This window comes from Vibrio sp. Vf1514, from assembly GCF_052076135.1.
In the GTDB taxonomy this organism is placed as follows: domain Bacteria; phylum Pseudomonadota; class Gammaproteobacteria; order Enterobacterales; family Vibrionaceae; genus Vibrio; species Vibrio furnissii.
Genome location: NZ_CP197267.1, coordinates 1027491 through 1049636, shown reverse-complemented (window position 1 = coordinate 1049636; position 22146 = coordinate 1027491). Strand labels below are relative to the sequence as shown.

19 protein-coding genes are annotated in these 22146 nt (G+C 49.3%); 7 read left to right on the top strand and 12 right to left on the bottom strand.

What is annotated here, in order from left to right:
• Positions 1-56: 56 nt before the first annotated feature.
• Positions 57-833, top strand: coding sequence for a peptidoglycan binding protein CsiV (locus tag ACS18Q_RS04870; protein WP_441257473.1), 777 nt, complete (start codon positions 57-59; stop codon positions 831-833).
• Between the two features lie 93 nt (positions 834-926).
• Positions 927-1466, top strand: a complete 540-nt coding sequence (locus ACS18Q_RS04865) for a GNAT family N-acetyltransferase (RefSeq protein WP_014205396.1) — start codon at positions 927-929, stop codon at positions 1464-1466.
• A 47-nt stretch (positions 1467-1513) separates the two neighbouring features.
• Here ACS18Q_RS04865 and ACS18Q_RS04860 read toward each other — a convergent pair whose 3' ends face one another.
• From ACS18Q_RS04860 to hinT, 7 genes are all read right to left on the bottom strand, one after another.
• Positions 1514-2803: an NAD(P)/FAD-dependent oxidoreductase gene (locus ACS18Q_RS04860; protein WP_004726461.1), complete on the bottom strand. Its 1290-nt coding sequence runs from the start codon at positions 2801-2803 to the stop codon at positions 1514-1516.
• A gap of 349 nt (positions 2804-3152) precedes the next feature.
• Entirely contained in the window at positions 3153-3692 is a 540-nt protein-coding gene (gene ycfP, locus ACS18Q_RS04855) for an alpha/beta hydrolase YcfP (RefSeq protein WP_004726462.1), read from the bottom strand.
• 100 nt (positions 3693-3792) lie between these two features.
• Positions 3793-4647 (bottom strand): phosphotransferase, encoded by an 855-nt coding sequence (locus ACS18Q_RS04850; RefSeq protein ID WP_232658590.1) that lies wholly within the window; start codon positions 4645-4647, stop codon positions 3793-3795.
• A gap of 23 nt (positions 4648-4670) precedes the next feature.
• Complete coding sequence (lpoB, locus tag ACS18Q_RS04845; RefSeq protein WP_004726464.1) at positions 4671-5261, bottom strand: penicillin-binding protein activator LpoB; 591 nt, start codon at positions 5259-5261, stop codon at positions 4671-4673.
• Between the two features lie 25 nt (positions 5262-5286).
• Positions 5287-5676: a YcfL family protein gene (locus ACS18Q_RS04840; RefSeq protein ID WP_004726465.1), complete on the bottom strand. Its 390-nt coding sequence runs from the start codon at positions 5674-5676 to the stop codon at positions 5287-5289.
• Positions 5676-7067 carry a COG3014 family protein gene (locus ACS18Q_RS04835; protein WP_038151333.1) on the bottom strand — a complete coding sequence of 464 codons (1392 nt, stop codon included), beginning with the start codon at positions 7065-7067 and terminating at the stop codon, positions 5676-5678. Before ACS18Q_RS04835 ends, ACS18Q_RS04840 begins: the two co-directional genes overlap by 1 nt.
• A gap of 61 nt (positions 7068-7128) precedes the next feature.
• Positions 7129-7479 carry a purine nucleoside phosphoramidase gene (gene hinT, locus ACS18Q_RS04830; RefSeq protein WP_004726467.1) on the bottom strand — a complete coding sequence of 117 codons (351 nt, stop codon included), beginning with the start codon at positions 7477-7479 and terminating at the stop codon, positions 7129-7131.
• Between the two features lie 276 nt (positions 7480-7755).
• Here hinT and ACS18Q_RS04825 point away from each other — a divergent pair, with 276 nt between their 5' ends.
• Both ACS18Q_RS04825 and ACS18Q_RS04820 read left to right on the top strand, forming a co-directional pair.
• On the top strand, positions 7756-9747 hold the full coding sequence (locus ACS18Q_RS04825) for a methyl-accepting chemotaxis protein (protein ID WP_014205400.1): 1992 nt from the start codon (positions 7756-7758) through the stop codon (positions 9745-9747).
• A gap of 178 nt (positions 9748-9925) precedes the next feature.
• A complete protein-coding gene (locus ACS18Q_RS04820) occupies positions 9926-11086 on the top strand; it encodes a DUF1887 family protein (protein WP_004726469.1) in 1161 nt (386 codons plus the stop codon).
• 51 nt (positions 11087-11137) lie between these two features.
• Here the strand turns inward: ACS18Q_RS04820 and fadR are convergent, their stop codons facing one another.
• Entirely contained in the window at positions 11138-11977 is an 840-nt protein-coding gene (gene fadR, locus ACS18Q_RS04815) for a fatty acid metabolism transcriptional regulator FadR (RefSeq protein ID WP_004726470.1), read from the bottom strand.
• Between the two features lie 667 nt (positions 11978-12644).
• Here fadR and nhaB point away from each other — a divergent pair.
• Together nhaB and dsbB are read left to right on the top strand one after the other, a co-directional pair.
• Complete coding sequence (nhaB, locus tag ACS18Q_RS04810) at positions 12645-14237, top strand: Na(+)/H(+) antiporter NhaB (RefSeq protein WP_441257472.1); 1593 nt, start codon at positions 12645-12647, stop codon at positions 14235-14237.
• An 86-nt stretch (positions 14238-14323) separates the two neighbouring features.
• On the top strand, positions 14324-14848 hold the full coding sequence (dsbB, locus tag ACS18Q_RS04805) for a disulfide bond formation protein DsbB (RefSeq protein ID WP_143679224.1): 525 nt from the start codon (positions 14324-14326) through the stop codon (positions 14846-14848).
• A 125-nt stretch (positions 14849-14973) separates the two neighbouring features.
• Here dsbB and ACS18Q_RS04800 read toward each other — a convergent pair whose 3' ends face one another.
• Positions 14974-17886 carry a DNA translocase FtsK 4TM domain-containing protein gene (locus ACS18Q_RS04800; RefSeq protein ID WP_441257471.1) on the bottom strand — a complete coding sequence of 971 codons (2913 nt, stop codon included), beginning with the start codon at positions 17884-17886 and terminating at the stop codon, positions 14974-14976.
• Between the two features lie 183 nt (positions 17887-18069).
• On the bottom strand, positions 18070-18564 hold the full coding sequence (gene lrp / locus ACS18Q_RS04795) for a leucine-responsive transcriptional regulator Lrp (protein WP_004726475.1): 495 nt from the start codon (positions 18562-18564) through the stop codon (positions 18070-18072).
• Positions 18565-18719: 155 nt separating this feature from the next.
• Here lrp and ald point away from each other — a divergent pair, with 155 nt between their 5' ends.
• Positions 18720-19844 (top strand): alanine dehydrogenase, encoded by a 1125-nt coding sequence (gene ald / locus ACS18Q_RS04790; RefSeq protein WP_441257470.1) that lies wholly within the window; start codon positions 18720-18722, stop codon positions 19842-19844.
• Positions 19845-19882: 38 nt separating this feature from the next.
• Here ald and ACS18Q_RS04785 read toward each other — a convergent pair whose 3' ends face one another.
• Positions 19883-21073 carry a methyltransferase gene (locus tag ACS18Q_RS04785; protein WP_441257469.1) on the bottom strand — a complete coding sequence of 397 codons (1191 nt, stop codon included), beginning with the start codon at positions 21071-21073 and terminating at the stop codon, positions 19883-19885.
• Between the two features lie 60 nt (positions 21074-21133).
• On the bottom strand, positions 21134-22108 hold the full coding sequence (gene cysB, locus ACS18Q_RS04780; protein WP_004726481.1) for an HTH-type transcriptional regulator CysB: 975 nt from the start codon (positions 22106-22108) through the stop codon (positions 21134-21136).
• Between the last annotated feature and the right edge of the window lie 38 nt (positions 22109-22146).

Sequence of the window (22146 nt, the reverse complement as noted above, 5' to 3'; positions counted from 1 at the left end):
CGCTCTGTTCAATCGGGACAAGAAGACCGTGCTGTGGCACGAATTACGGAGTCATAATGAAAAAGCTGATCCCACTATTACTTTTGCTGGTGTCCATGCCAAGCTTGGCGCAGCGACAGTTCGATATTGAAGTGATCCTCTTCAAACGCGCAGTGGATGCAGAAAAAGTGAGTGAATCATGGCCAAACAGCCTGCCAGAAATCAACGTCGCGCGCGCGGGCAGCTTCGGTGATACCAGCTACCGTCAATCAAAAGGCGTGCAAATGCTGGCTTACTCTCAATATCAGTTGAACGACGAAGTCCAAAAACTGAAAAACCATGCCGGCTTCCAAGTGTTGTTGCACACCGCATGGCGTCAAGGTGACCAAGGCCGAGCCTCTGCACCCATCTTCCATATTCAAGCGGGCAAAGACTATTCGCAGCAGTATAACCCTGACGGCAGCGAAGTGGGCAAACAGGCAACCACGGATACGCCCGTTAGCGGCGTGGTGGAAGAGAGCATCGCCAAGCCCCTGTATGAACTTGACGGCACACTACAAATTTACGTTCAACACTACTTATATGCCGAAGCCATGCTCGATTTGAAAGAGCCAAGCGTACGTGATGTGGTGATGCAAGATGCGCAACTCAACCTGAATGTCGCGCCAGACGATCAAAACGCCACCGTGCAAGCCGGCAACTTGGAGTCGGTATCGCCAACGGTGGATGTGGAATCCTTCCTCAAGAGCTACCGCATGGATCAAAAGCGTCGCATGCGCAGTGGTGAAACGCACTACTTGGATCACCCACTGATGGGCATGATCATTCAAGTTCGCCGCGTCAATCCGAACTAAATCAACCGAAAAGAAGCGCCCCTTGTGGGCGTTTCTTTTATACCGACAGGTTCTCTATACTTAAGCCAGTCCATCGCCTATCCGTCGAGACTTATGAGCCCTGATTTTCAGATCATCACCCAGCGCCTACAATTACGCTTGATCAGCCTCGATGAAGCCACGGAGCTGAGACGCTGTGTCTGTCACTCCCCTTCCCTTCATCAATGGATTGATTGGTGCTCCGCGCAATTTTCCCTGCAAGAGGCCGAACGCTTTATTCTCGCCACGCGTCTGAACTGGGTCAAAGCCGACGCTTACGGATTCGGGGTGTTTGATAAAAAGCAGCAGACACTGATTGGCATGGTTGCCATCAACGAGTTTTACCACACGTTTAATATGGCCAGCCTCGGCTATTGGATCGCCGATGCATATCAGCATCACGGCATGGGAAAGGAAGCGCTAGATGCGCTGATTGAGTTCTGTTTTAGTCGCCTTGAATTGACGCGGCTGGAGATCGTGTGCGATCCGCTCAACGCAGCCAGTCAGCGCCTTGCCATCGCCTGTGGCGCCGAGCAAGAGAGCATCGCTCGAAATCGTTTTCTGTTCGATGGTGAGCCCAGAGACGGCATTGTCTATTCACTGATTCCGGAATAATAAAAAAGCCCCGAAAGGGGCTTTTTAGAAGCCATTCATGCGATGGCTTAGTGCAACTTCAAGTTTGGACGCAACACGCGGTTAATTCGTCCAACCAACATCATCAAACCCGTTTTGAAGATGCCATGCAGCGCCACTTGGTGCATGCGATAGAGTGAAATGTACACCACGCGCGCGATACGACCTTCCACCATCATCGACCCTTTGGTCAGGTTGCCCATCAGGCTACCCACGGTTGAAAAGCGACTCAGTGACACCAACGACCCGTGATCTTTGTAGACATACGGTTTCATTTCACGTCCAATCAGTTTCGCCACGATGTTCTTAAACGCGAGGCTTGCCATCTGGTGCGCAGCCTGAGCGCGCGGCGGAACAAATGAACCATCCGCTTGTGTGCATTGTGCCAAATCACCAATCACGAAGATGTTCTCATCACGTGTGGTTTGCAGTGTCTCTTTGACCACCAACTGGTTAATGCGGTTGGTTTCTAAACCCGCAATGTCTTTCATGAAATCAGGCGCTTTGATACCTGCAGCCCAAACCATGATTTGTGCGGGAATTTTTTCACCATCTTTGGTGGTCAGGCCATCGGCGTCCGCTTGAGTCACCATAGTCGCGGTGCGAACGTGCACACCCAACTTGGTGAGTTCACTGTGCGCCGCAGCAGAAATGCGTGGTGGCAGAGCAGGTAGAATGCGTTCACCCGCTTCAATCAGGTTCACGTTCAGTTTGCTTGAATCTAAGTCGCCAAAGCCATACGCATGCAGCTCTTTCACAGCATTGTGCAGCTCTGCTGACAACTCAACGCCGGTCGCACCTGCACCCACAATTGCGATGTCCACGGTACCGTTGCCATTTTTGGCATGCAGTTTCAGGAACTCGTTATTCATTTCAGTGCGGAAGCGATTGGCCTGTTCAGGGCTATCTAGGAAGATACAGTGTTCGCGAACACCAGGGGTATTGAAATCATTAGACGTGGAACCAATCGCCAGTACCAGAAGGTCGTATGGCAGCTCACGTTTTGGCATCAACAATTCGCCCTGCTCGTCTTTGAGTTCGCTCAACGTAATGGTTTTGTTGTCGCGATCAATCGACTCAAGGCTACCCAATTGAAACTCAAAGCTGTGGTTTTTGGCGTGGGCACGGTAACTCAGCGCATCCACCCCTTCATCCAAAGAGCCGGTTGCCACTTCGTGCAACAGCGGTTTCCATAGGTGGGAAGATTTACGGTCTACCAGTGTAATGTCTGCGCGGTTTTTGCGGCCCAGTGTGCGGCCCAGTTTGGTCGCAAGTTCAAGACCACCAGCGCCGCCGCCTACTACAATAATGCGTGTCACAACAACAATCCTCAAAACAAATATCAATAACTATGGCTCGGCACGATGACTCGCACCGAAAGAATTCTTTGTAAACTGTCGTCTGGGTATCGATGTCAGTTTTAACTTTTGTTGTTTTTATTTATCGACACGTCAATTGGGCTAAAGCGTGGTTAACGCAAAAATTCGGGCAAGTTTTCTTGCTTGCTCTTTCTGTTTTTTTGATATCTATCAAATTATTTTGTGCGAAAGCACATTATATAGAGGTAAATTCCCGGCGCAACCTAAGAATTCTCTGAATTCGGTACTTTTTTTGCGAAAAAAAACGACCCCAATCAGGGGCCGTTAAAACGTTGATTATTTGTACCGTTTACGCATTTTTGAACGCTTTCATGGTCTGCAAATGCTGTGAAATCTTCTTAAACTTGTGCGATTGCGCTTCATCCCAAACGATCTCGTAGTAGTCTTGAAGTTCGTTCGCCGTGTCCTGATTGTTGAGGAATTCATCCTCACGCGACAAAATCACCAAGCAGCGACCTTTATTCTTCACTCGGTACTGTTCCACACATTTCGTGGCGATGTCGTCGTATTCTTCTGGGCGGTCAATTCGGCCAACCATGTTACGTTCCGGATGCAGGTTCGGATTGAAAATCACCTGCTTGATACCACACAGAAATCCGATTCGCTCAGACCAGTAGCCCCCCAATCCAACGCCACACACAATAGGATGCGGATCATTCGACTGTTCAATCGCTTTATGGACTTCTTTCAATAAGTGTTGCATGTCGTGTTTAGGGTGCAGCGTGCTGTAGTTGATGAAGCGTACATCGTCGTCGATGAATTGAAGCTGTAAGACTTTCTCGTGGTTCCCTGGGCTGGTTGAGTCAAACCCGTGCAAATAAATAATCATAATATCCCCCGATTCCCTTGGATTTCTAATCTACCACGAACCGCATGGTTTCTACGGCTTAGCACTTAATTTACCGCAACAATGCGTGCAAACAGTGATCCTAACTACAGAATGTATCTTTAATATGCAACGCCTGCTGGTAATAGCTGTCATCGCCCCACAACTGATACGCCAACAAGTACCACAGCATCGCCATCATGGTGGTGCGCGGTAACCACGCTTTCACACCATCGACCCACACATCGACATCATCGATGTCTCGCAACTGGCAGTAGCGAAAAACCGAATCCAGTATTTTTTCGCCCGCGACATTGATACTCAGCGCCAAATCCATCCGCGGATCGGCGATAGCGGCATACTCCCAATCGATCACTTTATTGCCGTGCTCCGTCTTCACCATGTTGTAGCCCGCCAAATCGAAATGGCACAGCGCATAAGGTACGTCTTCAATGTTGGGCGGATGACGCCAATCGCGATAGAGCTTTTCGATTTCATCCGTTTTCAGTTCGGCTTTGAGTTGCATCCAATAATGGTCGACCCGTGCAGTGAAGCTAAACGGCGCCACGGGAATGCGTGAGATGGTGAGCTCGTGAATGCGAATCTGCGTACGCAGCAAAGAATCAAATGGCAAGTGATGGGTCAGCGATTCCCCTTCAATCCATTCCACCAATAACCCTTGATCATTGATGGTGACAGGCGCTGGGCCAATCTGGGTGGATTCAATCGATTTGAGAATCTGAAATTCTTGAAAGCGGGAAATAGAAAAGGCTTTTGTGATGGCTGTGGCGGGACGCCACACGTAAGCCAGGCCATGCTGGCACATCACTTTCCAGCACCGATTGGTGAGCCCTCCCGTCAGCGTTTGTGCGTATTCAGGAGGGTACGCAAAGAAATGAGTTAAGGACTGCAGCGTCGGATCGAGCTGACACGCTTCTCGCCATGACATTCTCGCCATAACTCACCTCTTATCGTGGCTGTTTACATTCCAAAGAAACTTTTAGACTGCTGTTTGCGGATTTCAGTTTCATCGGCCCATTCAATGAGACCGGTTTTTAGATCCATCAAACGCATGGTCATTTTGTAATACACGTCAGTGTTGCTGCCCGCATTTTTCACGATGCTCGACAAGTTGCCATACAACATGTATTCCGCGCCCACCATTTTACCAAACTGAATCGCGGTGCTTTGGTTCACAAGCTCGTCGTTGTTCTGGAACTTCAACTGATCGCGAACCGCTTCAACGCGGTCCATATCAACAAAACGGAATTTACCGGAGTTCAGCATTTTGGTGCTGATAGTATCCGTGATGGATTCGGTATCGATGTGTTCACTGGTTTTGTTCTTGATGCGCTCAACAAAGACGATCGGGCGAGAATCACGCGTGATCGCCGACACAGAGCCAGACATCATCATGCTGTCGATCATATCCGCAGCGATTTTCTGCAAGTCGGTCGAACCGAAATCCACCGTGACTGTTTCAACCGCTTGTGCATCACCATAACTGACTTTGTTTGAACAACCGCCAAGGATCACGGCTAGACCCAACAATGCAATAATACTTTTTTTCATTTCAAATCCTCTAAACTTACACAGCTCAATCATTTGATGCACGAATCTGAACACGGAACTGAGTTCCATTCGGATTCACAGAAACTTCAGACAGGGACACGGTCTCTTCGCCACGAATAATCACTTGCTTCCATGGGCTTGGCTGTGTGTTCACTTCGAGCCCTTCATCGTCATACCAATAAAAACGGTATTGCAGATGTTGGTCGCCACGGTAGTTACTCAGCAGACGCACCACACCACGCGTATGGCCATCAAAGGCCGTGGTCGCGATATCTTCAATCTGCAAACGCCCTGCCAGCACATTATCGCCAATCAGAACCCGTTGCGTGTTGCCATCGACTCTCAAGCCGGCGGTATTGTCTGCACACCCCATTAATGCAAGCGCCGTCAATACACTCACGAACCATTTTTTCATCACAATCTTCCCAACTGTTTGTGCCATAACGTAGCATGGTTGCCCTGACGTGATAACCACACCAGAGTTGTGCCGCGTGACGGCACGGAAAACGTATAAGTTTGACCACCAACCTGCAGGCTTTGTTCACCGGCTGTCACCACCGTGCTGGTTGCACTCACGGCGCCCGGCAGCGTTAACCAACTTCGCGTGTCCGGTTGCTCAGTCAACGTATTAAAGATATTGAAGATCAAGCTCCCCACATCATCGCCTTTGGTCGCTTCTTTACGCAATTGATCTTTCGCCACCACACGCAATGCTTGGCGTATCACGATCGTCGGCATACGTTCACGCAAATCGCGCTGCGCCATCAAATCGACATCGGTCAGGCGATCACTCGCCAGTGATTCGCCATTGAGTACCAAGGCGGAAAAACGCGGCGCACTCTGCGTGCCATAGTAAGGCAGCGCCAAAGAATACAATGCCGTATTCCCACGGCTGTCAAAAAGCGGTAAAGAAAGTCGCCAGCTTTCCAACGCTTGCACGACGCCTTGCTCATCGAGCACAATCACGCGCCCTTGTTGATCACTCAGCGATTGGCTTTGGCCATAGCGCTGGGTTAACTGTGCTAAATCCTCACGCATGCCAAGCCGCTGAGCCACGCGAATCGTGCCGTCTATCACCGCGCGGTTATCCGGCGCTACGGCCAGTGCACGGCGATAATCCACGTAGGCACTGTTTAAGTCGTTCGAGGCTTCATACAACAACGCGGAAAGATACAACAAATACCCGTTTTGGACGGCCTGTAAGGTTTTGCCCGCATCGGGATAGCGTGCCAGCACGCTGCCCAAATTCGGCGTCACCCCTTTAGACTGCATCTCTTGCTGCGCCCGTTCCAACTCAGCCTCGCGCGATTTTCTCGCTTGCTCTTGCACCTGATTTGCTCGGCGCATTTCCACCAGCGCACCTTCTAAACTATTGTTTTGAAGATAGTTCAAACCGAGGTAAAGATGCAAAAATCCCAACTCATAATCGGCAGGTGTGTATTCATTGAGGTTGTCGTTCACCGCCAAGGCGCCAACGCTGCTTGCGGTTGAACTGAGGGAGATCACGGCTTGATCCTGTTGACGACGAATTGCCGTGTCAGACAGCTCAAACGCCGATTTGCTCTCGGGGTATTGGCGATTGAGAAAATAGACGCGCCCTTTTTCCAGATTATCCAGAATATCTCCGGCCACGTAATCGGAAAACTCGTCGGTCGCCTGCTGATAATCCCCCGACTTGACCGACTGGTACAAATCAGCGTTCTGCGCACTGTAGTGGCTAAACAGATTTCCGGCGGTAAAATTGGCGCAGGCGCTCAGCCAGACACACGTAAGCGAAATGGTCAGGTGTCGTATATGAAACTTCACTACAAACTCCGCTGAACGGCGATGACAACACAGCCCGGCGTCAACCGAGCTGTGTTAGAAATTAACTCATTAATAGCGGGCCAAGCGGACGGCCGCCGACGAGGTGCATGTGAATGTGGTACACTTCTTGGCCGCCATGCGAGTTGCAGTTCACCAACAAACGGTATCCATCTTCTGCAATGCCTTCCTGCTCAGCGATTTTCTTCGCCACAGTAAACATACGACCCAACGCCAATTCATCTGCTTCTTCAACATCGTTCACGGTAGGGATCAACTTGTTCGGAATGATCAAGACATGACTTGGCGCACGAGGATTGATGTCACGAAATGCGGTGACTAAGTCATCTTGATACAGAATATCAGCAGAGATTTCTTTACGGATAATTTTGCTAAAAATGGTTTCTTCAGACATGAAGGGCTCCATCAGACGTGTTTTGAAATATCGTAGTTTGACTGAGTATGCGACAAGGCGTATGAAAGCTCAATAAAAAACACTGTTCACTTAACAGAAACCCACTTTGGCCACCCACAAAAAAATAGTTTTGCCATATACGTCATAAAATGTGCTTCTCTTGCTCCATACAATAATGATTCTTTTGTTAATTTTTTACGAAAATTTTGTCACCATTATTTTTATATTTGTCATTACTATTCTTATAAAAGAACGATTGTATCAAGGGAGAGAACTATGCAAGGTTCTGTAATCAGGCGCATGTACGCCGGCTTTGCGCTGATCATCATTATGTTTGTCGTCACTGTGGCAACCATGATGCAAGGCATGAGCCAGATCCATTCCAATTTCGAAGGCGTCTCCAACACCGCCTTACCACTCGTCTCACTATCCAACAAAACCAGCGTTCAACTGCTTTCCGCAGACAAATCATTTAAGGACTTTTTGACCACGCAGAACCGTGAACGCATGACCGTCACCCGCAATGAATTTGCCCAAGCCAAGGACGATTTCAGTGCGGTGTTAAACGAACTGGCCAAAGCCAGCACCAGCCATCCCGATTTACAAGAGCGAATCGAGGCGCTCAAGCAACTGGAAGCTCGCTACTTTGATGAAGCCAACGAAGCCATGAACAACTATCAAGCGATGTTCTCGGCGCAAGATCAGGTGCAAAAATCAACCCGTGAATTCCAACGTTTGCACTCTGAGCTAAGTGTTGGCATGAAAGAGTACGTCGACGATCAAAGCAGCATCTCGGTCAAAGTCATGGCCAAGAGCTACTTCATTAAATTGAAAGATGCCGAAGTGATCACGTCCGATGCATTGGCAAGCTCGGATATGGACTTCGTTGAAAAAGCGGTGTTGAAAAACAAAAAAGCGGTGACGCATCTAAACTACGCTTACCGCGGCCTGACAACGCAATTGCCGGCACTGAAAAAAGTGTTTGATGAATCGGTCGAAAAATTCACGCAAGACATTGGCCAAAAAGGCGGCGTACTGGATCAGCACAACGAGTACCTTAAAGCCCGCAACGCACTGTACGACAACATCGCCAACCTCGCCGCGGAAGTCGACAATGCGATGACGATTCTGGACTCGTTCAACCAAACCGCCACCCAAGATTTGGATAACTCGCTGGCGGAAGCTGGCAACGTGTATCAGCAAGGGGTTTATAAAGCCATTGGCATTAGCTTGGTCGTGGTCTTGCTTGCGGCGGGGATCGGGTACCACATCGCCCATAGCGTTCGTTCACCACTTAAGTCGATCTTAACGACCTTAGAAAGCCTGACACAAGGTGACATGACGCCGCGCATTCAGATTACACATCAAAACGAGTTTTCCCGCCTCAGCGGCCACATCAATTCTCTGGCGGATAACCTGCACGACATCCTACGCCAGCTCAATCAAGCATCCGATGATTTGACAGACACCGCGAATCAGAACCAATCGACCTCGCAAGGCGCGCAATCCCAACTGAGTACGCAACGCGAGCAAACCGCCAGCGTGGCCACCGCCATGACGGAGATGGCGCACTCGGTGCAGGAAGTTGCGCACAGCGCGCAAAACTCACTGGAAATGGTTCAACAGGTGGAAAGTGCGTCTGAATCCGGTCGCCAGATCATGAGCAACAACATCAGCACCATTAACCAATTGGAAACCCGCCTCAATGATTCTGTGGATGCAGTCAGTCAGTTGCGCCGAATGAGTAGCCAAATTGGATCGATTTTGGATGTGATTCGTAACATCGCTGAACAAACCAACCTGTTGGCCCTCAATGCGGCCATCGAAGCAGCGCGTGCCGGTGAACAAGGGCGTGGCTTTGCCGTGGTCGCCGATGAAGTGCGCGTGTTGGCGCAGCGGACCACGGAGTCAACGTCTGAAATCGAAACTATGATCAGCAACCTGCAAACCAGCTCCAGCTCGGCCAGTAAAGTGATTGAAAGCTGTATGCAGGACATGGAACAGTCGGTTGAACAAGCATCGCAAGCCAACAGTGCCATGGAAGAGATTCAAGCGTTGATCATTGAGATCAGTCAGATGAGTACGCACATTTCTCAAGCCGCAGCTGAGCAAAGTGAAACCACCACCGCCATTGCGCAAAGCATTGAAGACATTAACCTGATTGCCGACAAGAGCTATCAAGCGATGAGCGAAATTGCACAAACCAGCAGTAACCTGACACAACTGGCGAACCAGCAAAGTCATTTGGTTCACCGATTTAAACTCTAACAGAGATTCGTCTCACACCGCCTGCTGTGTTAGCGCGGTGTCAAATATTGACCTTGGGCGACTTTTATTCGGAGTCGCCCTTGTTTTTTGTGCGCTGCGTCGTTATATGAGTAATACGGCTTGCAACACAACTTCTCCAAACATCTCAATTTTTGCAAGCCAAACATGAGGATAACGTATGGCCGTTCATGTTGGCATCATTGACCAGGATCCGGTTCGCTTGGTCACTCCACTACTGGATAACCGAACCATCAGTCGCCACATTGTGTTCATTGGCGACAGCTCGCAAGAAACGATGTACACCCGTTTGCACACGGTACTCAATGAGCGCGATATTACTTCTGAATTTTTCGAAATTCCTTCCGGCTCAAACATTGCCGACATCAAAGCCTCAATCCGCGAACTCGCAGAAGATCTGAAGCAACGCAACATGGACGTCAAACTCAACGCAAGTTGTGGTCTTCGTCACCGTTTGTTGTCGGTCTATGAAGTTTTTCGGACGTACCATTGGCCTATTTTTGTCGTCGAACCAAACAGCGACCGCTTATGCTGGCTCTATCCTGATGGCAATAAAGACACGCAAGTGCAAGACCGCATCACCATTTCCGATTATCTCACCATCTTTGGCGCGCGCGGCGAGTTCAACCAACAAAGCCTGCCACCACAACTCGATCAAAAATTGTATGAATTGGGTGAACGTTGGGCGAGTAACGCGTTGGAACTTGGCCCAGGCCTTGCCACACTGAACTACTTGGCGACCACTTGCCGCAAAGAGCAGCGACTGGACGTTGAATTGTCAGACAAACAACAAGGCTACCGTGAACTCAACTTGCTACTGAGCGATTTGGTGGAAGCGAACATCGCCACCTATGACAAAGGCATTTTGACCTTCGCGAATGAAGATGCACGACGCTTCTCAAACGGTGAATGGCTTGAAACGCTGGTGCACAGCACCGTACGTCAAATCCAAGACGATATGCCCACCATTCAAGACCGTTCGCTGAACGTGCAAGTGTATCGCCAGTTGGGCGATCGCGAAGTGCGCAACGAACTTGACGTGGCCACCGTGGTGAACAACAAACTGCACATCATTGAATGTAAAACCAAAGGCATGCGAGATGACGGCGATGACACGCTGTATAAGCTGGAATCATTGCGTGATTTATTAGGTGGCCTTCAAGCGCGTGCCATGCTCGTCAGCTTCCGTCCACTGCGCCACAACGACATCACTCGCGCAGAAGACCTTGGTCTGGCCTTGATTGGCCCCGATGAGCTCAAAGATTTGAAAACGCATCTGAAAAACTGGTTTGCCGCTGCCGGTGGTAGCGAAGAAATCTAACCCATGAAAAAAGCCCGCTAAGCGGGCTTTTTAGTATTCGGCGGTAACGACTTAGCAATCGTCTTCGGTGAAGTTCGAAGGCAACGTCGTTTTCATCTGGTTCCAGATGTGCGCACTGGCAATACCATATTGGCGAATGACTGCCGGAATTTGTTCGCGGTCGCCGGTAGAACAGATGTCCAATAACTCACGGTAAAACTTCATCGCGAGTTGGCGCGCTTCTGGGTTGGAGAAGTAGTAGCTTCCCACGCGATCGTATAGCTTTCTCAGACCATTAAAGATCAAACCATAGATTTGGTTACCAGAATGGAACGCCAAACGTTGGAATAGCATGTAATCGTAGAAATTGAAGGTTTTAGCCAACAACAATTGCTGACGCTTCGCTTCATCTTTCTCACCATCATCTTTCACGTGTTGCACAATTTTCTCAGCGTATGGCGATGACGCAATAAATTCATCCCAAGACGTCGCTTCCATCAGTGATTCACACGATTCAATCACGTTCGAAATAGTGCGTTCGCTGTTCTCTTTGTTCACCTTAAATGCATAGCGCATAAAGATAGGACTGATGTTGGTACGCGCCGCCAAAAGATCCTCAACAATGCTGGTTGCATTTTCTGCATCCAACGTCATCAACGTATCCAAAATATGTAAACCGGAGGTTTCCATAAACTGGTTCACTTTCGTTGGCTTGCCATGTTGAATGGTTAACCACCCATCACGAGCTAAGCGTTGTAAGACTTCGCGAAGAGTTGTACGTGTTACACCAATCAGTTCGGAGAGCTCTCGTTCGGCAGGGAGAATGGAGCCTGGTGGAAAACGGCCATTCCAAATGCTTTCAATAATGTATTTTTCTGCAAAACCTGCTGGACTTTTTGCCTTGATGACCATTAAGTACTTTTCCAGTTTTCTATTTTTTTGGGTCGAATGGCACTCATCATACCACTAGTTTTCATTCAGCGGAAACAAACCATTGGTAAACTGGTAACAACCACTCAATTAGAGTTTTAGCTCTATATGAAATTTATTTCTTTGTATTAAGGCTGTTTTATTGTGAAATAAACGTTTCAATATGTTTCAAAGTATTTCAAAATAAATATTCCAGCCATAATAAAACCCAAGATAAAGAGAGATTGCTCACATTATTATTTTGATAAATTTCAAACTTAACTTACCAGAAAGTCATATTTTTCATCGTTAAACTTTCCTTTACTGGCAATGTCATTCCCTATCACCTTCCAAATGAATTTTTTATAAGTTTTATGGTATGCTGGCGCCACTTTGATCGCGTTTCTTCACGAAAAACCGGTGAGTGGTTTGTCAATTGATGCTTCGTTATTGACTAAATCACGTCTCACTGTATTGTTGCGGTCAAAGCACGGAGTGCTTGTTTTTCTCAGGGAGTGACTCAGTAAATCGGTCGGATAACATCCACTTGTTGATTTTCTAAGTCATTGTTGGAAAAGATTTTTGTATAGACGTCCGTCTAATTTCTTGAATTAGATCCAAAACGGGCACATAACTTAGTCTATTAATAACTAAAGTAAGAGTAATCACCATGCCGATGTCGCTAGGAAGCGCATTTATCAAAAACTTCTTAGGTAAAGCGCCAGATTGGTACAAAGTTGCCATTATTGCCTTCCTTATTATCAACCCGATTGTGTTCTTTTTTATTAATCCGTTTGTCGCTGGATGGCTATTAGTCGTTGAATTTATTTTCACGTTGGCTATGGCATTAAAATGTTACCCGCTACAACCTGGTGGTTTATTAGCAATTGAAGCAATCGCAATTGGAATGACTAGTCCTGCGCAAGTTAAGCATGAATTAGTCGCCAACATTGAAGTGTTATTACTGCTGGTTTTTATGGTGGCAGGCATCTACTTCATGAAGCATCTGCTGCTATTTATTTTTACCAAAATTTTACTTGGCATCCGCTCAAAAGCGCTGCTTTCCGTAGCGTTTTGTGTCGCAGCAGCCTTTCTTTCCGCTTTCTTGGATGCATTGACGGTCATCGCGGTCATCATTAGCGTTGCAGTTGGCTTTTACTCGATTTACCACAAAGTCGCCTCAGGACAGTCGTTTCACTCTGCACACGACCACACGCAGGATGAGCATATTCCTGAACTCACACGTGATGACTTAGAGAACTACCGCGCCTTCTTGCGCTCACTGTTAATGCATGCCGGTGTGGGGACAGCACTTGGTGGGGTGACCACCATGGTGGGTGAACCACAAAACCTGATCATTGCAGACCAAGCAGGCTGGTTCTTTGGTGAATTCCTGATCCGCATGGCGCCGGTGACCCTGCCCGTATTCCTGTGTGGTATCGTCACCTGTGTGCTGGTCGAGAAGTTTAAAGTCTTCGGTTATGGCGCTCGTCTGCCAGCCAACGTACGTCAGATTCTGATCGACTTTGATATCGAAGAACGCAAAACCCGAACCAACCAAGACGTTGCGAAGCTGTGGATTCAAGGCGCCATCGCGGTTTGGTTGATTGTCGGCTTGGCGATGCATTTGGCCGCTGTTGGTCTGATTGGTTTGTCGGTCATTATTCTTGCGACCGCCTTTACCGGGGTGATTGAAGAGCATTCAATGGGCAAAGCGTTTGAAGAAGCGCTGCCGTTTACAGCCCTGCTGGCCGTCTTTTTCTCGATTGTTGCAGTGATCATCGACCAAGAGCTATTTAAGCCCATCATTGATGCGGTATTGCACATTGAAGATAGCGAAACGCAGCTTGCCTTGTTCTACATTGCCAATGGCGTGCTGTCGATGGTTTCGGATAACGTCTTTGTTGGCACCGTTTACATCAACGAAGTCAAAACGGCCATGATGGAAGGCATCATCACACGCGATCAGTTCGACCTACTGGCCGTGGCGATTAACACTGGCACCAACCTTCCTTCGGTCGCGACACCGAACGGTCAAGCGGCCTTCTTGTTCCTGCTGACGTCGGCGCTGGCACCACTAATTCGTTTGTCATACGGTCGCATGGTTGTGATGGCTCTGCCATACACCGTGGTTCTGACACTGGTTGGCTTGGCGGGCATCGTATTTTTTGTTGACCCAATGACTAGCTATTTCTACGACATGGGATGGATCACACACCACAGTGTACCCGCGATGGGAACAGTCGTGTCTGGCGGTCACTAAAAATGTGTTGAACCGGAAACTTTTCCGAGATAAAAAGCTCTGAGTTATCAGAGCTTTTTTTATGTTGAACCACTAAGGATTGTTACGTGAACTTTCTATCCAGCCTTAACTCTTTTTCTCGATCTCGTCTTTCTTGGGCCTTGCTTCTGGCTTTCGTGGTGTTCTTTGAAGCCTGTGCCTTGTTCTTTCAGCACGTCATGATGCTGGCGCCCTGCGTCATGTGTATCTATGAACGCATTGCGATGCTGGGCATCGGCGGAGCCGCCGTGCTGGGCTTGATTGCGCCACACAACCCACTGTTTCGTTGGCTTGGACTGGCCGCATGGGCTGGCAGCGCTTATAAAGGCTTAACGCTGGCGATGCAGCATGTCGAGTACCAATTTCACCCGTCTCCATTTGCAACGTGTGACCTGTTTGTCATGCTTCCCAGTTGGGCGCCATTGAATCAGTGGTTCCCTTGGATGTTTGAAGCGTATGGTGATTGCAGTAAAGTGGTGTGGCAGTTTTTGAATTTGTCCATGCCCCAATGGTTGGTGGTAATTTTTGCCGCCAACTTAATTGCTCTGGCAGTCATTGTGATTGCGCAGTTTGTTCATGCGAAACGTGCATAAGTCTCGAGCATTCCATCACCCGACCTCAACGTGTCAACTTGATTGAGACCGTTACAAACCTTATTTAGGACAATACAGCGGGTAGAAAAAAGGCGCCATCAGGCGCCTTTTCTTTGGATGTCAGATTAATCTCTTACCGGAGGGGGCGCGAGCACCTCACGGTTACCGTTGTGTCCAGGGGCGCTGACAATGCCCTGAGCTTCAAGCTGCTCCACAATGCGAGCAGCACGGTTATAACCAATCTTAAAGCGGCGTTGGACACCAGAAACCGAACCACGGCGGCTTTCAACCACATGCTCCACCACTTGGTCAAACAGTGGATCCATCTCTTCATCACTTTCCATCTTCTCTCCCGGCAACAAAGCATCTGGACCTTGATCACCGTTGGTGATTTCTGTGATGTAATTCGGTTTACCGCGCGCTTTCCAGTTGTTCACCACCGCATGCACGTCATCATCGGATGCAAATGCACCGTGAACGCGAATGGTATGACTGGAACCCGGTGGCAGATACAACATATCCCCCATCCCCAGCAGCGATTCTGCGCCGCCTTGGTCAAGGATGGTGCGTGAATCCGTTTTGGTTGACACCGTAAACGCGACACGCGTTGGAATGTTCGCCTTGATCAGGCCGGTAATCACATCAACGGATGGGCGTTGTGTCGCCAGAATCAGGTGAATCCCCGCAGCACGCGCTTTTTGCGCCAAACGTGCAATCAGCTCTTCGACTTTCTTACCGACCACCATCATCAGGTCAGCGAATTCATCGACCACCACCACGATATAAGGCAGTTTTTCCAACAGCGGCGGTTCAGGATCCATACTGTCCCCTTCTTGCCACAATGGATCATGAATGGGGTGCCCAGCTTCTGCGGCCATTTTTAGCTTGTCGTTGAAGCCTTTGATGTTCCGCACACCCAAGACGGACATCAATTTGTAGCGACGCTCCATCTCGCCCACACACCAACGCAGGGCATTCGAGGCATCTTTCATGTCCGTCACGACTTCAGACAATAAGTGAGGAATGCCTTCGTATACCGAAAGCTCCAACATTTTCGGGTCAATCATGATGAATCGAACATCTTCCGGCGTCGACTTGTACAACATGCTCAGAATCATCACGTTCACGCCCACGGATTTACCCGACCCCGTGGTACCCGCCACCAGCACGTGCGGCATTTTCGACAAATCAGCCACCACGGCATCGCCCGCAATGTCCTGCCCCAACACCACGGTGGTCGGTGATTTCGATTCTTTAAACTGCGTGCTGCTGATAACATCAGACAAGTAAACCGTCTGGCGACTCATGTTTGGCAGTTCCAGCCCCACATAAGGTTTACCCGGAATCACTTCAACCACACGCACGGCCATCGCAGACAGAGAACGGGCCAAGTCCATCGACAAGCTAGAAATACGGCTCACTTTAACGCCCGGCGCCAAATCAAGTTCAAAACGCGTAATGACAGGCCCAGGGAAGATATCCACCACCTGTGCCTGAATCTTGTAATCGGCCAATTTAGATTCAACCAAACGAGCGATCTGCTCTAACGCATCACGGTCAATGAAGTTTTCACGTTTTTCAGGATGGTACAGCAGCTCCAGTGTTGGCATCGGCTCTGCCGGTTTGGGCAGGTTCACATTTTGCTGCACCAAAAACGGGTTCTGTTTCGCAGCCATATTCGCTTGTGCTTCCGACACCAAATTCTGGAATGCAGCCACATCCTGATCGCCGTCGCCGTCACCTTCATCATCTTCGTCTGCGTCATCGACAGGTTCTACAGAATAGTGTGGCGCATCGTCTATCGCCTCATTCACCGCCGCAGGCACATTCAAGGCAGGCTCTTCTTCCTCATCCAGAATATCAAAATTGGAAATCGTCGGTTCGATGTGTGAGTGATCGTCTTCCACGTCATCAATGGTCTGTGTCAACGCCACCGGATCCACTCGTGGTGGCAGAGGTTCGGAAATCGATGGTTCAGGTTCAAACACCGGCGTTTGCGATACTGGTGGCGATTCTTCCCATGGCAGCGCATCAGCGAAGTCATCTTCTTCTCGCGCGACCATTTCTAACTCTTCAATAGTTGCACCAAGCTGACGACTTCTCGAGTGCTCAAGGTCATCGTCATCTTCTTCCGTATAAGTGTACAGGGGTGCGGTGTTGACCACCGGCTCTGGCTCAACCTGTGGTGGCGTCGTGTGAATCGGCTCTTGGCGCTCTGGGATGTGAATGTTAAAGCGACGCTCTTCAGGCTCAATAGCGGCCTCAAACGCAGGTTGAGGCGCAATCGGTTCCATATCAACCGACGAGTTCAGCACCGGCTCACTCGCTTGCGAAACCTTCGGCTCGGCAACCACAGGGGTTACCAGTTGCGGCGCGACAACTTCCTCTTTTTCACCACGCAGGCGATTGATCAACCAATGGAAGCCACGGATACTGTTTTCACCGAGGCGCTCCACCATGCTCAGCCAAGAGATCCCCGTCAACAGCGTGAAACCAGCGCCCCACAAAAACAGCAGCACTAAGGTGGTTCCCAAGACGTTCAGCGTCGGCAAAGCCAAGCTCGTGAGGACATCCCCAACCACACCACCGGATGAAAAGTACCAAATATCATCGAAGTTGATGTCGGCTAAACCGCAGCTTGTTAGCAGCAGTACCACCAAACCCAGTAGACGAGTCCCCCACAACATGAGGTCAATCGACTCATCTTCATCACGATGACGCAGCAGGATCCACGCAGTTGCGGTCAAGATGATCGGCAAAGGATAAGCCAGCGACCCAAACACAAAAAACAGCGTGTCGGCCACCCAAGCGCCAACAATACCGCCTGCATTTTGAATATCCGATCCCCAAGCCGTTTGCGACCAAGACGGATCGGCGGGATTGAAGGTGAGTAAAGCGACTGCCAGTAGAATGGATGCAAGCACAGCCAGAATAAGACCGCACTCACGGAGACGTTGAGCACCATTCAAACGAGGAGACTGAGGCTCTTCACTCGTTTTGATAATGGTTTCGACTTTATTGTTGTTCTCTTTGAACATAAACCAACTTGATTATGATTATGGCCAATGTGACTCACACTATACGCACATTGGTGGGGTGAAAACAGTCCGAGCGGCAAAAGCCGCTCGGTTTGTTCGAAGATTTAACCATATCAAGGTCAAAAACCCAATTAGCGAAAGTCAGAATGTGGAAAGAAGTACCACTATTCTGACAGATTCTAATTAACGTGTTTTGATCACTAGCTGGTTGGTCTGCTTCACTTCTTCCATTACCACGTAAGTTCGAGTGTCATTCACGCCAGGCAGGCGCAGCAATGTATCACCGAGTAGTTTACGATAGGCACCCATGTCGGATACGCGAGTTTTGAGAAGATAGTCGAAATCACCTGATACAAGATGACATTCTTGGATATCATCCAGTTTCTGAACCGCGGTATTAAACTGTTCAAACACATCAGGAGCACCACGGTTAAGCGTGATTTCCACAAACACCAAAAGCGAAGCGTCAAGATATTGCGGGTTCAACAACGCGGTATACCCCGTGATATAACCCTGACGTTCTAATCGACGAACACGTTCCAAACATGGGGTTGGAGAGAGTCCCACACGCTTAGACAATTCTACGTTCGAAATACGACCGTCTTTCTGCAACTCATTCAAAATGTTGCGGTCGATACGGTCTAAATCCTTGGACGGCCTTTTATAGTTGTCTGCCATTTTTTATTCCACCTTATTACTTCCTTGCAAAAAAATATACTACAACTTTTTAATATTCAGTATCAAATTACTTATTACACTAACTATACTAGCCATAAATTCGATACAAAAACCCTACAATAGTCAATACAACCACACAAACATAAGGAGTCAGGATGATCATTGGCGTACCAAAGGAAATCAAAAACCACGAATACCGTGTGGGTATGATTCCAGCAAGCGTGAGAGAGCTTGCCTCACATGGGCACCAAGTCTTTGTTGAAACAAATGCCGGTGCCGGCATCGGCTTTTCAGACGATGATTACATCGCTGTAGGCGCATCCATTCTTCCTACTGCTGCAGACGTATTTGCGAAAGCAGACATGATTGTAAAGGTTAAGGAACCTCAAGCTGTCGAGCGAGCTATGCTCCGAGAGGGGCAAATTTTATTTACGTATTTACACCTCGCTCCAGATTTTCCACAAACTGAAGAGCTAATCAAGAGCAAAGCTGTCTGCATAGCCTATGAGACTGTAACAGATAATATGGGTCGCTTGCCACTATTAGCACCAATGTCTGAAGTTGCGGGCCGAATGTCGATTCAAGCCGGCGCCCTAACACTGGAAAAATCGCATGGTGGCAGTGGCTTATTACTCGGTGGCGTCCCCGGTGTCGCACCGGCAAAAGTGGCGATCATCGGCGGTGGCGTGGTGGGAGCCAATGCTGCTCGCATGGCGATTGGCTTACGTGCCGATGTCACCATTCTTGATCGCAACATTGATACGCTGCGCAGACTGGATGAAGAATTCCAAGGTCGTGCCAACGTGGTGTATTCCACCGAAGATGCGATTGAACACTACGTGTTGGATGCCGATTTGGTGATTGGCGCCGTATTAATCCCAGGCGCGGCTGCGCCGAAATTGGTCACCAAAGCGCACATTCGTCGCATGAAACCCGGTTCTGCAGTCGTGGATGTGGCGATTGACCAAGGAGGCTGCTTTGAAACCTCGCACGCCACCACACATGCCGACCCGACATATATCGTCGACGATGTGGTGCATTACTGTGTTGCCAATATGCCCGGCGCAGTGGCTCGCACTTCAACCTTTGCGCTCAACAACGCGACCTTGCCTTACATTGTTAAATTGGCAAATGAAGGTTATCAAGCCGCGTTAACATCCGATCCCGGCTTTATGAAAGGGCTGAATGTCATTCACGGCAAAGTAACGTGTAAAGAAGTCGCCGAGAATTTCAATTTGGCGTATGTCGCTCCGGCCGAAGCCATCGCGATGTTCAACTAAATCAGACCGCGTGCAATAGCCGGGCGAATGCCCGGTTATCATGCCTGCCAAGCGTGGATGAGTATATTTCTTGGCGTCACAGTTCGTTCACAAAACTCCGACACTTCAACCTGATAGCCCCGCTCTTGCAAATACATGGCTTTATCCAGGACCAGCCACATTTCGATCAGACGCAGAAACCCCAATTGCACTAAGCTGAGTCGCTCCATTTCCCAAAAACGTTGCTCGCCTTGGTATTGATAATGTGCAAAATCGACCGTCGGCAACGCGATTCCTTTGTGTTGCGCAGCCCAATGGCAGAATGCTGTAAATCCATCACTCAATTGCGATTTTTTGATACTTGGCACGGGTTGATAGGCGGCAATGCCCAATTCCGCCTTCAGCAATGCATCAAAGCCGAGCCGATAGCTCATCTCTTCAAATCGATGCCGCCGCACACGCTCACCGCCCGTGACCGTTTCTTGTAATGGAATTCTCAACTCTTGGCGAGTCAACGACAGAGAAGACGTTTGCGCGAGCTGCGATAAGCATTGATAGTTCGACGACTGGGTGAGATGGTAACAGCAGGGAGAAAAGCTGATCGCTTGCAATGACGCATCGGTCGCGTACTGCATCAAACGAACATGCAAGTCGCCGCACGCATGCAGTGCTACTGCATGCTGCTGCGCAGAAAAACACGCTCGGCTTTGTTCATCAAACGCATCTCCCTGCACAAAGCGCATCGGTAAATGCAACGCGTCGGCGTCTTGCTGCCCTCGTTCGCACAGCTCGGTTTGAAATTCAAAACTGGTGACGTGTTGCCTGGTTTGACTCGCCAACACGCGCCCTAAATAACCTTTGCCCGAGCACCACTCCAACCACGCCTGCCCGCGATGCAAGCTCACAACCGCACCACCGAGTCGACGAATCTGCTCCAACTTTCGCCCCGGGATCCCGCTTTCAATCGCGCTCGTCTGGCAATCCATCAAAGGCGCTGGCGGTAATTGAATACGCTGCCATGTTTCTGCCAAACCGTCGACCAAAGGCGACAGACTCGCTAACAGCTCAGATGGAGAGTTTTTTAGCTGCTCGATTGTTGGCTCGTCTAAATGATGCAGCCACTGGTCAAGTAAAGGATAGGCCTGCGCCCAAGGCGCACAGGCTTGCGCGCTTGCATGAAATGACTCAAACCGCCACAACGGCTGTGTGTGAGTCAGAAAGTGATCCAGATGTAGAAAAAGTTCGCGCATGCGGCCCCCGAATTGAAGGCGCTATTGTAGAGCCAACACGAGGAAGATCAATGCGACAAATCAGCGCACCGGCAACTCGATATCGCGAAACATTTCTTCAATTTCATGGTTAGATTTCAACGAGATCGCGCGTTCAACCACCGGACGCGTTAAGTGCGGCGCAAAACGTTCCATGAAATCATACATATAAGTGCGCAGGAATGTCCCCCGACGAAAACCAATGCTGGTTGTGCTGGCCCCAAAGATATGACTGGCATTGATGGCCACCAGATCGCTGTCTTGAATTGCATCCATCGCCATGCTGGCAATCAAGCCGACCCCAATCCCCATGCGAACATACGTCTTAATCACGTCAGCGTCCGTGGCGGTAAAGACCACGCGCGGCGTCAACCCCACTTGGTGAAACGCAGCGTCCAATTCTGAACGGCCAGAAAAACCAAAGACATAAGTCACCAATGGGTAATTCGCCAGTTCTTCAACACTGATGTGATCTTTCTTTGCTAAAGGGTGATCTTTCGGCACCACAATGGCTCGGTTCCAGTGATAACACGGCAGCATAATCGCGTCGTGATAGAGATGTAGCGCTTCAGTGGCGATGGCAAAGCTCGCCGATCCTTTGGCAATCGATTCTGACATCTGAGCCGGCGTCCCTTGATGCATGTGCAAAGAGACTTTCGGATAACGCGCCGTGAAACCTTTGATCACCTCGGGTAGCGCGTATCGCGCCTGCGTGTGCGTGGTTGAGATATTCAGCATCCCCATTTCAGGATGCGTATGTTCCCCCGCGACCGACTTGATGCTTTCGACCCGCGACAAAATCTCAGTTGCAATGCGAACAATGTCTTCGCCAGCTTGCGTCACCTGCGTTAAGTGCTTCCCACTGCGTTCAAATATCTGAATGCCCAGTTCATCTTCCAGCAAACGAACCTGCTTACTGATGCCGGGTTGTGAGGTATAAAGACTTTCAGCGGTGGCAGAGACGTTTAAGTTGTGATTGACCACTTCAACGATGTATTTCAGCTGCTGCAACTTCATAATTGACCTGTGTATCCTTACGGAGTGCTACATCACGT

Excerpts from the sequence above, each read along its gene's own strand:
- ycfP (WP_004726462.1), bottom strand. The coding sequence starts at position 3,692 with ATGATTATTTATTTGCACGGGTTTGACTCAACCAGCCCAGGGAACCAC.
- cysB (WP_004726481.1), bottom strand. The coding sequence starts at position 22,108 with ATGAAGTTGCAGCAGCTGAAATACATCGTTGAAGTGGTCAATCACAAC.
- hinT (WP_004726467.1), bottom strand. The coding sequence starts at position 7,479 with ATGTCTGAAGAAACCATTTTTAGCAAAATTATCCGTAAAGAAATCTCT.
- fadR (WP_004726470.1), bottom strand. The coding sequence starts at position 11,977 with ATGGTCATCAAGGCAAAAAGTCCAGCAGGTTTTGCAGAAAAATACATT.
- ACS18Q_RS04850 (WP_232658590.1), bottom strand. The coding sequence starts at position 4,647 with ATGGCGAGAATGTCATGGCGAGAAGCGTGTCAGCTCGATCCGACGCTG.
- lpoB (WP_004726464.1), bottom strand. The coding sequence starts at position 5,261 with ATGAAAAAAAGTATTATTGCATTGTTGGGTCTAGCCGTGATCCTTGGC.
- ald (WP_441257470.1), top strand. The coding sequence starts at position 18,720 with ATGATCATTGGCGTACCAAAGGAAATCAAAAACCACGAATACCGTGTG.
- ACS18Q_RS04865 (WP_014205396.1), top strand. The coding sequence starts at position 927 with ATGAGCCCTGATTTTCAGATCATCACCCAGCGCCTACAATTACGCTTG.
- ACS18Q_RS04870 (WP_441257473.1), top strand. The coding sequence starts at position 57 with ATGAAAAAGCTGATCCCACTATTACTTTTGCTGGTGTCCATGCCAAGC.
- ACS18Q_RS04785 (WP_441257469.1), bottom strand. The coding sequence starts at position 21,073 with ATGCGCGAACTTTTTCTACATCTGGATCACTTTCTGACTCACACACAG.
- ACS18Q_RS04820 (WP_004726469.1), top strand. The coding sequence starts at position 9,926 with ATGGCCGTTCATGTTGGCATCATTGACCAGGATCCGGTTCGCTTGGTC.
- ACS18Q_RS04840 (WP_004726465.1), bottom strand. The coding sequence starts at position 5,676 with ATGAAAAAATGGTTCGTGAGTGTATTGACGGCGCTTGCATTAATGGGG.
- nhaB (WP_441257472.1), top strand. The coding sequence starts at position 12,645 with ATGCCGATGTCGCTAGGAAGCGCATTTATCAAAAACTTCTTAGGTAAA.
- ACS18Q_RS04800 (WP_441257471.1), bottom strand. The coding sequence starts at position 17,886 with ATGTTCAAAGAGAACAACAATAAAGTCGAAACCATTATCAAAACGAGT.
- ACS18Q_RS04825 (WP_014205400.1), top strand. The coding sequence starts at position 7,756 with ATGCAAGGTTCTGTAATCAGGCGCATGTACGCCGGCTTTGCGCTGATC.
- lrp (WP_004726475.1), bottom strand. The coding sequence starts at position 18,564 with ATGGCAGACAACTATAAAAGGCCGTCCAAGGATTTAGACCGTATCGAC.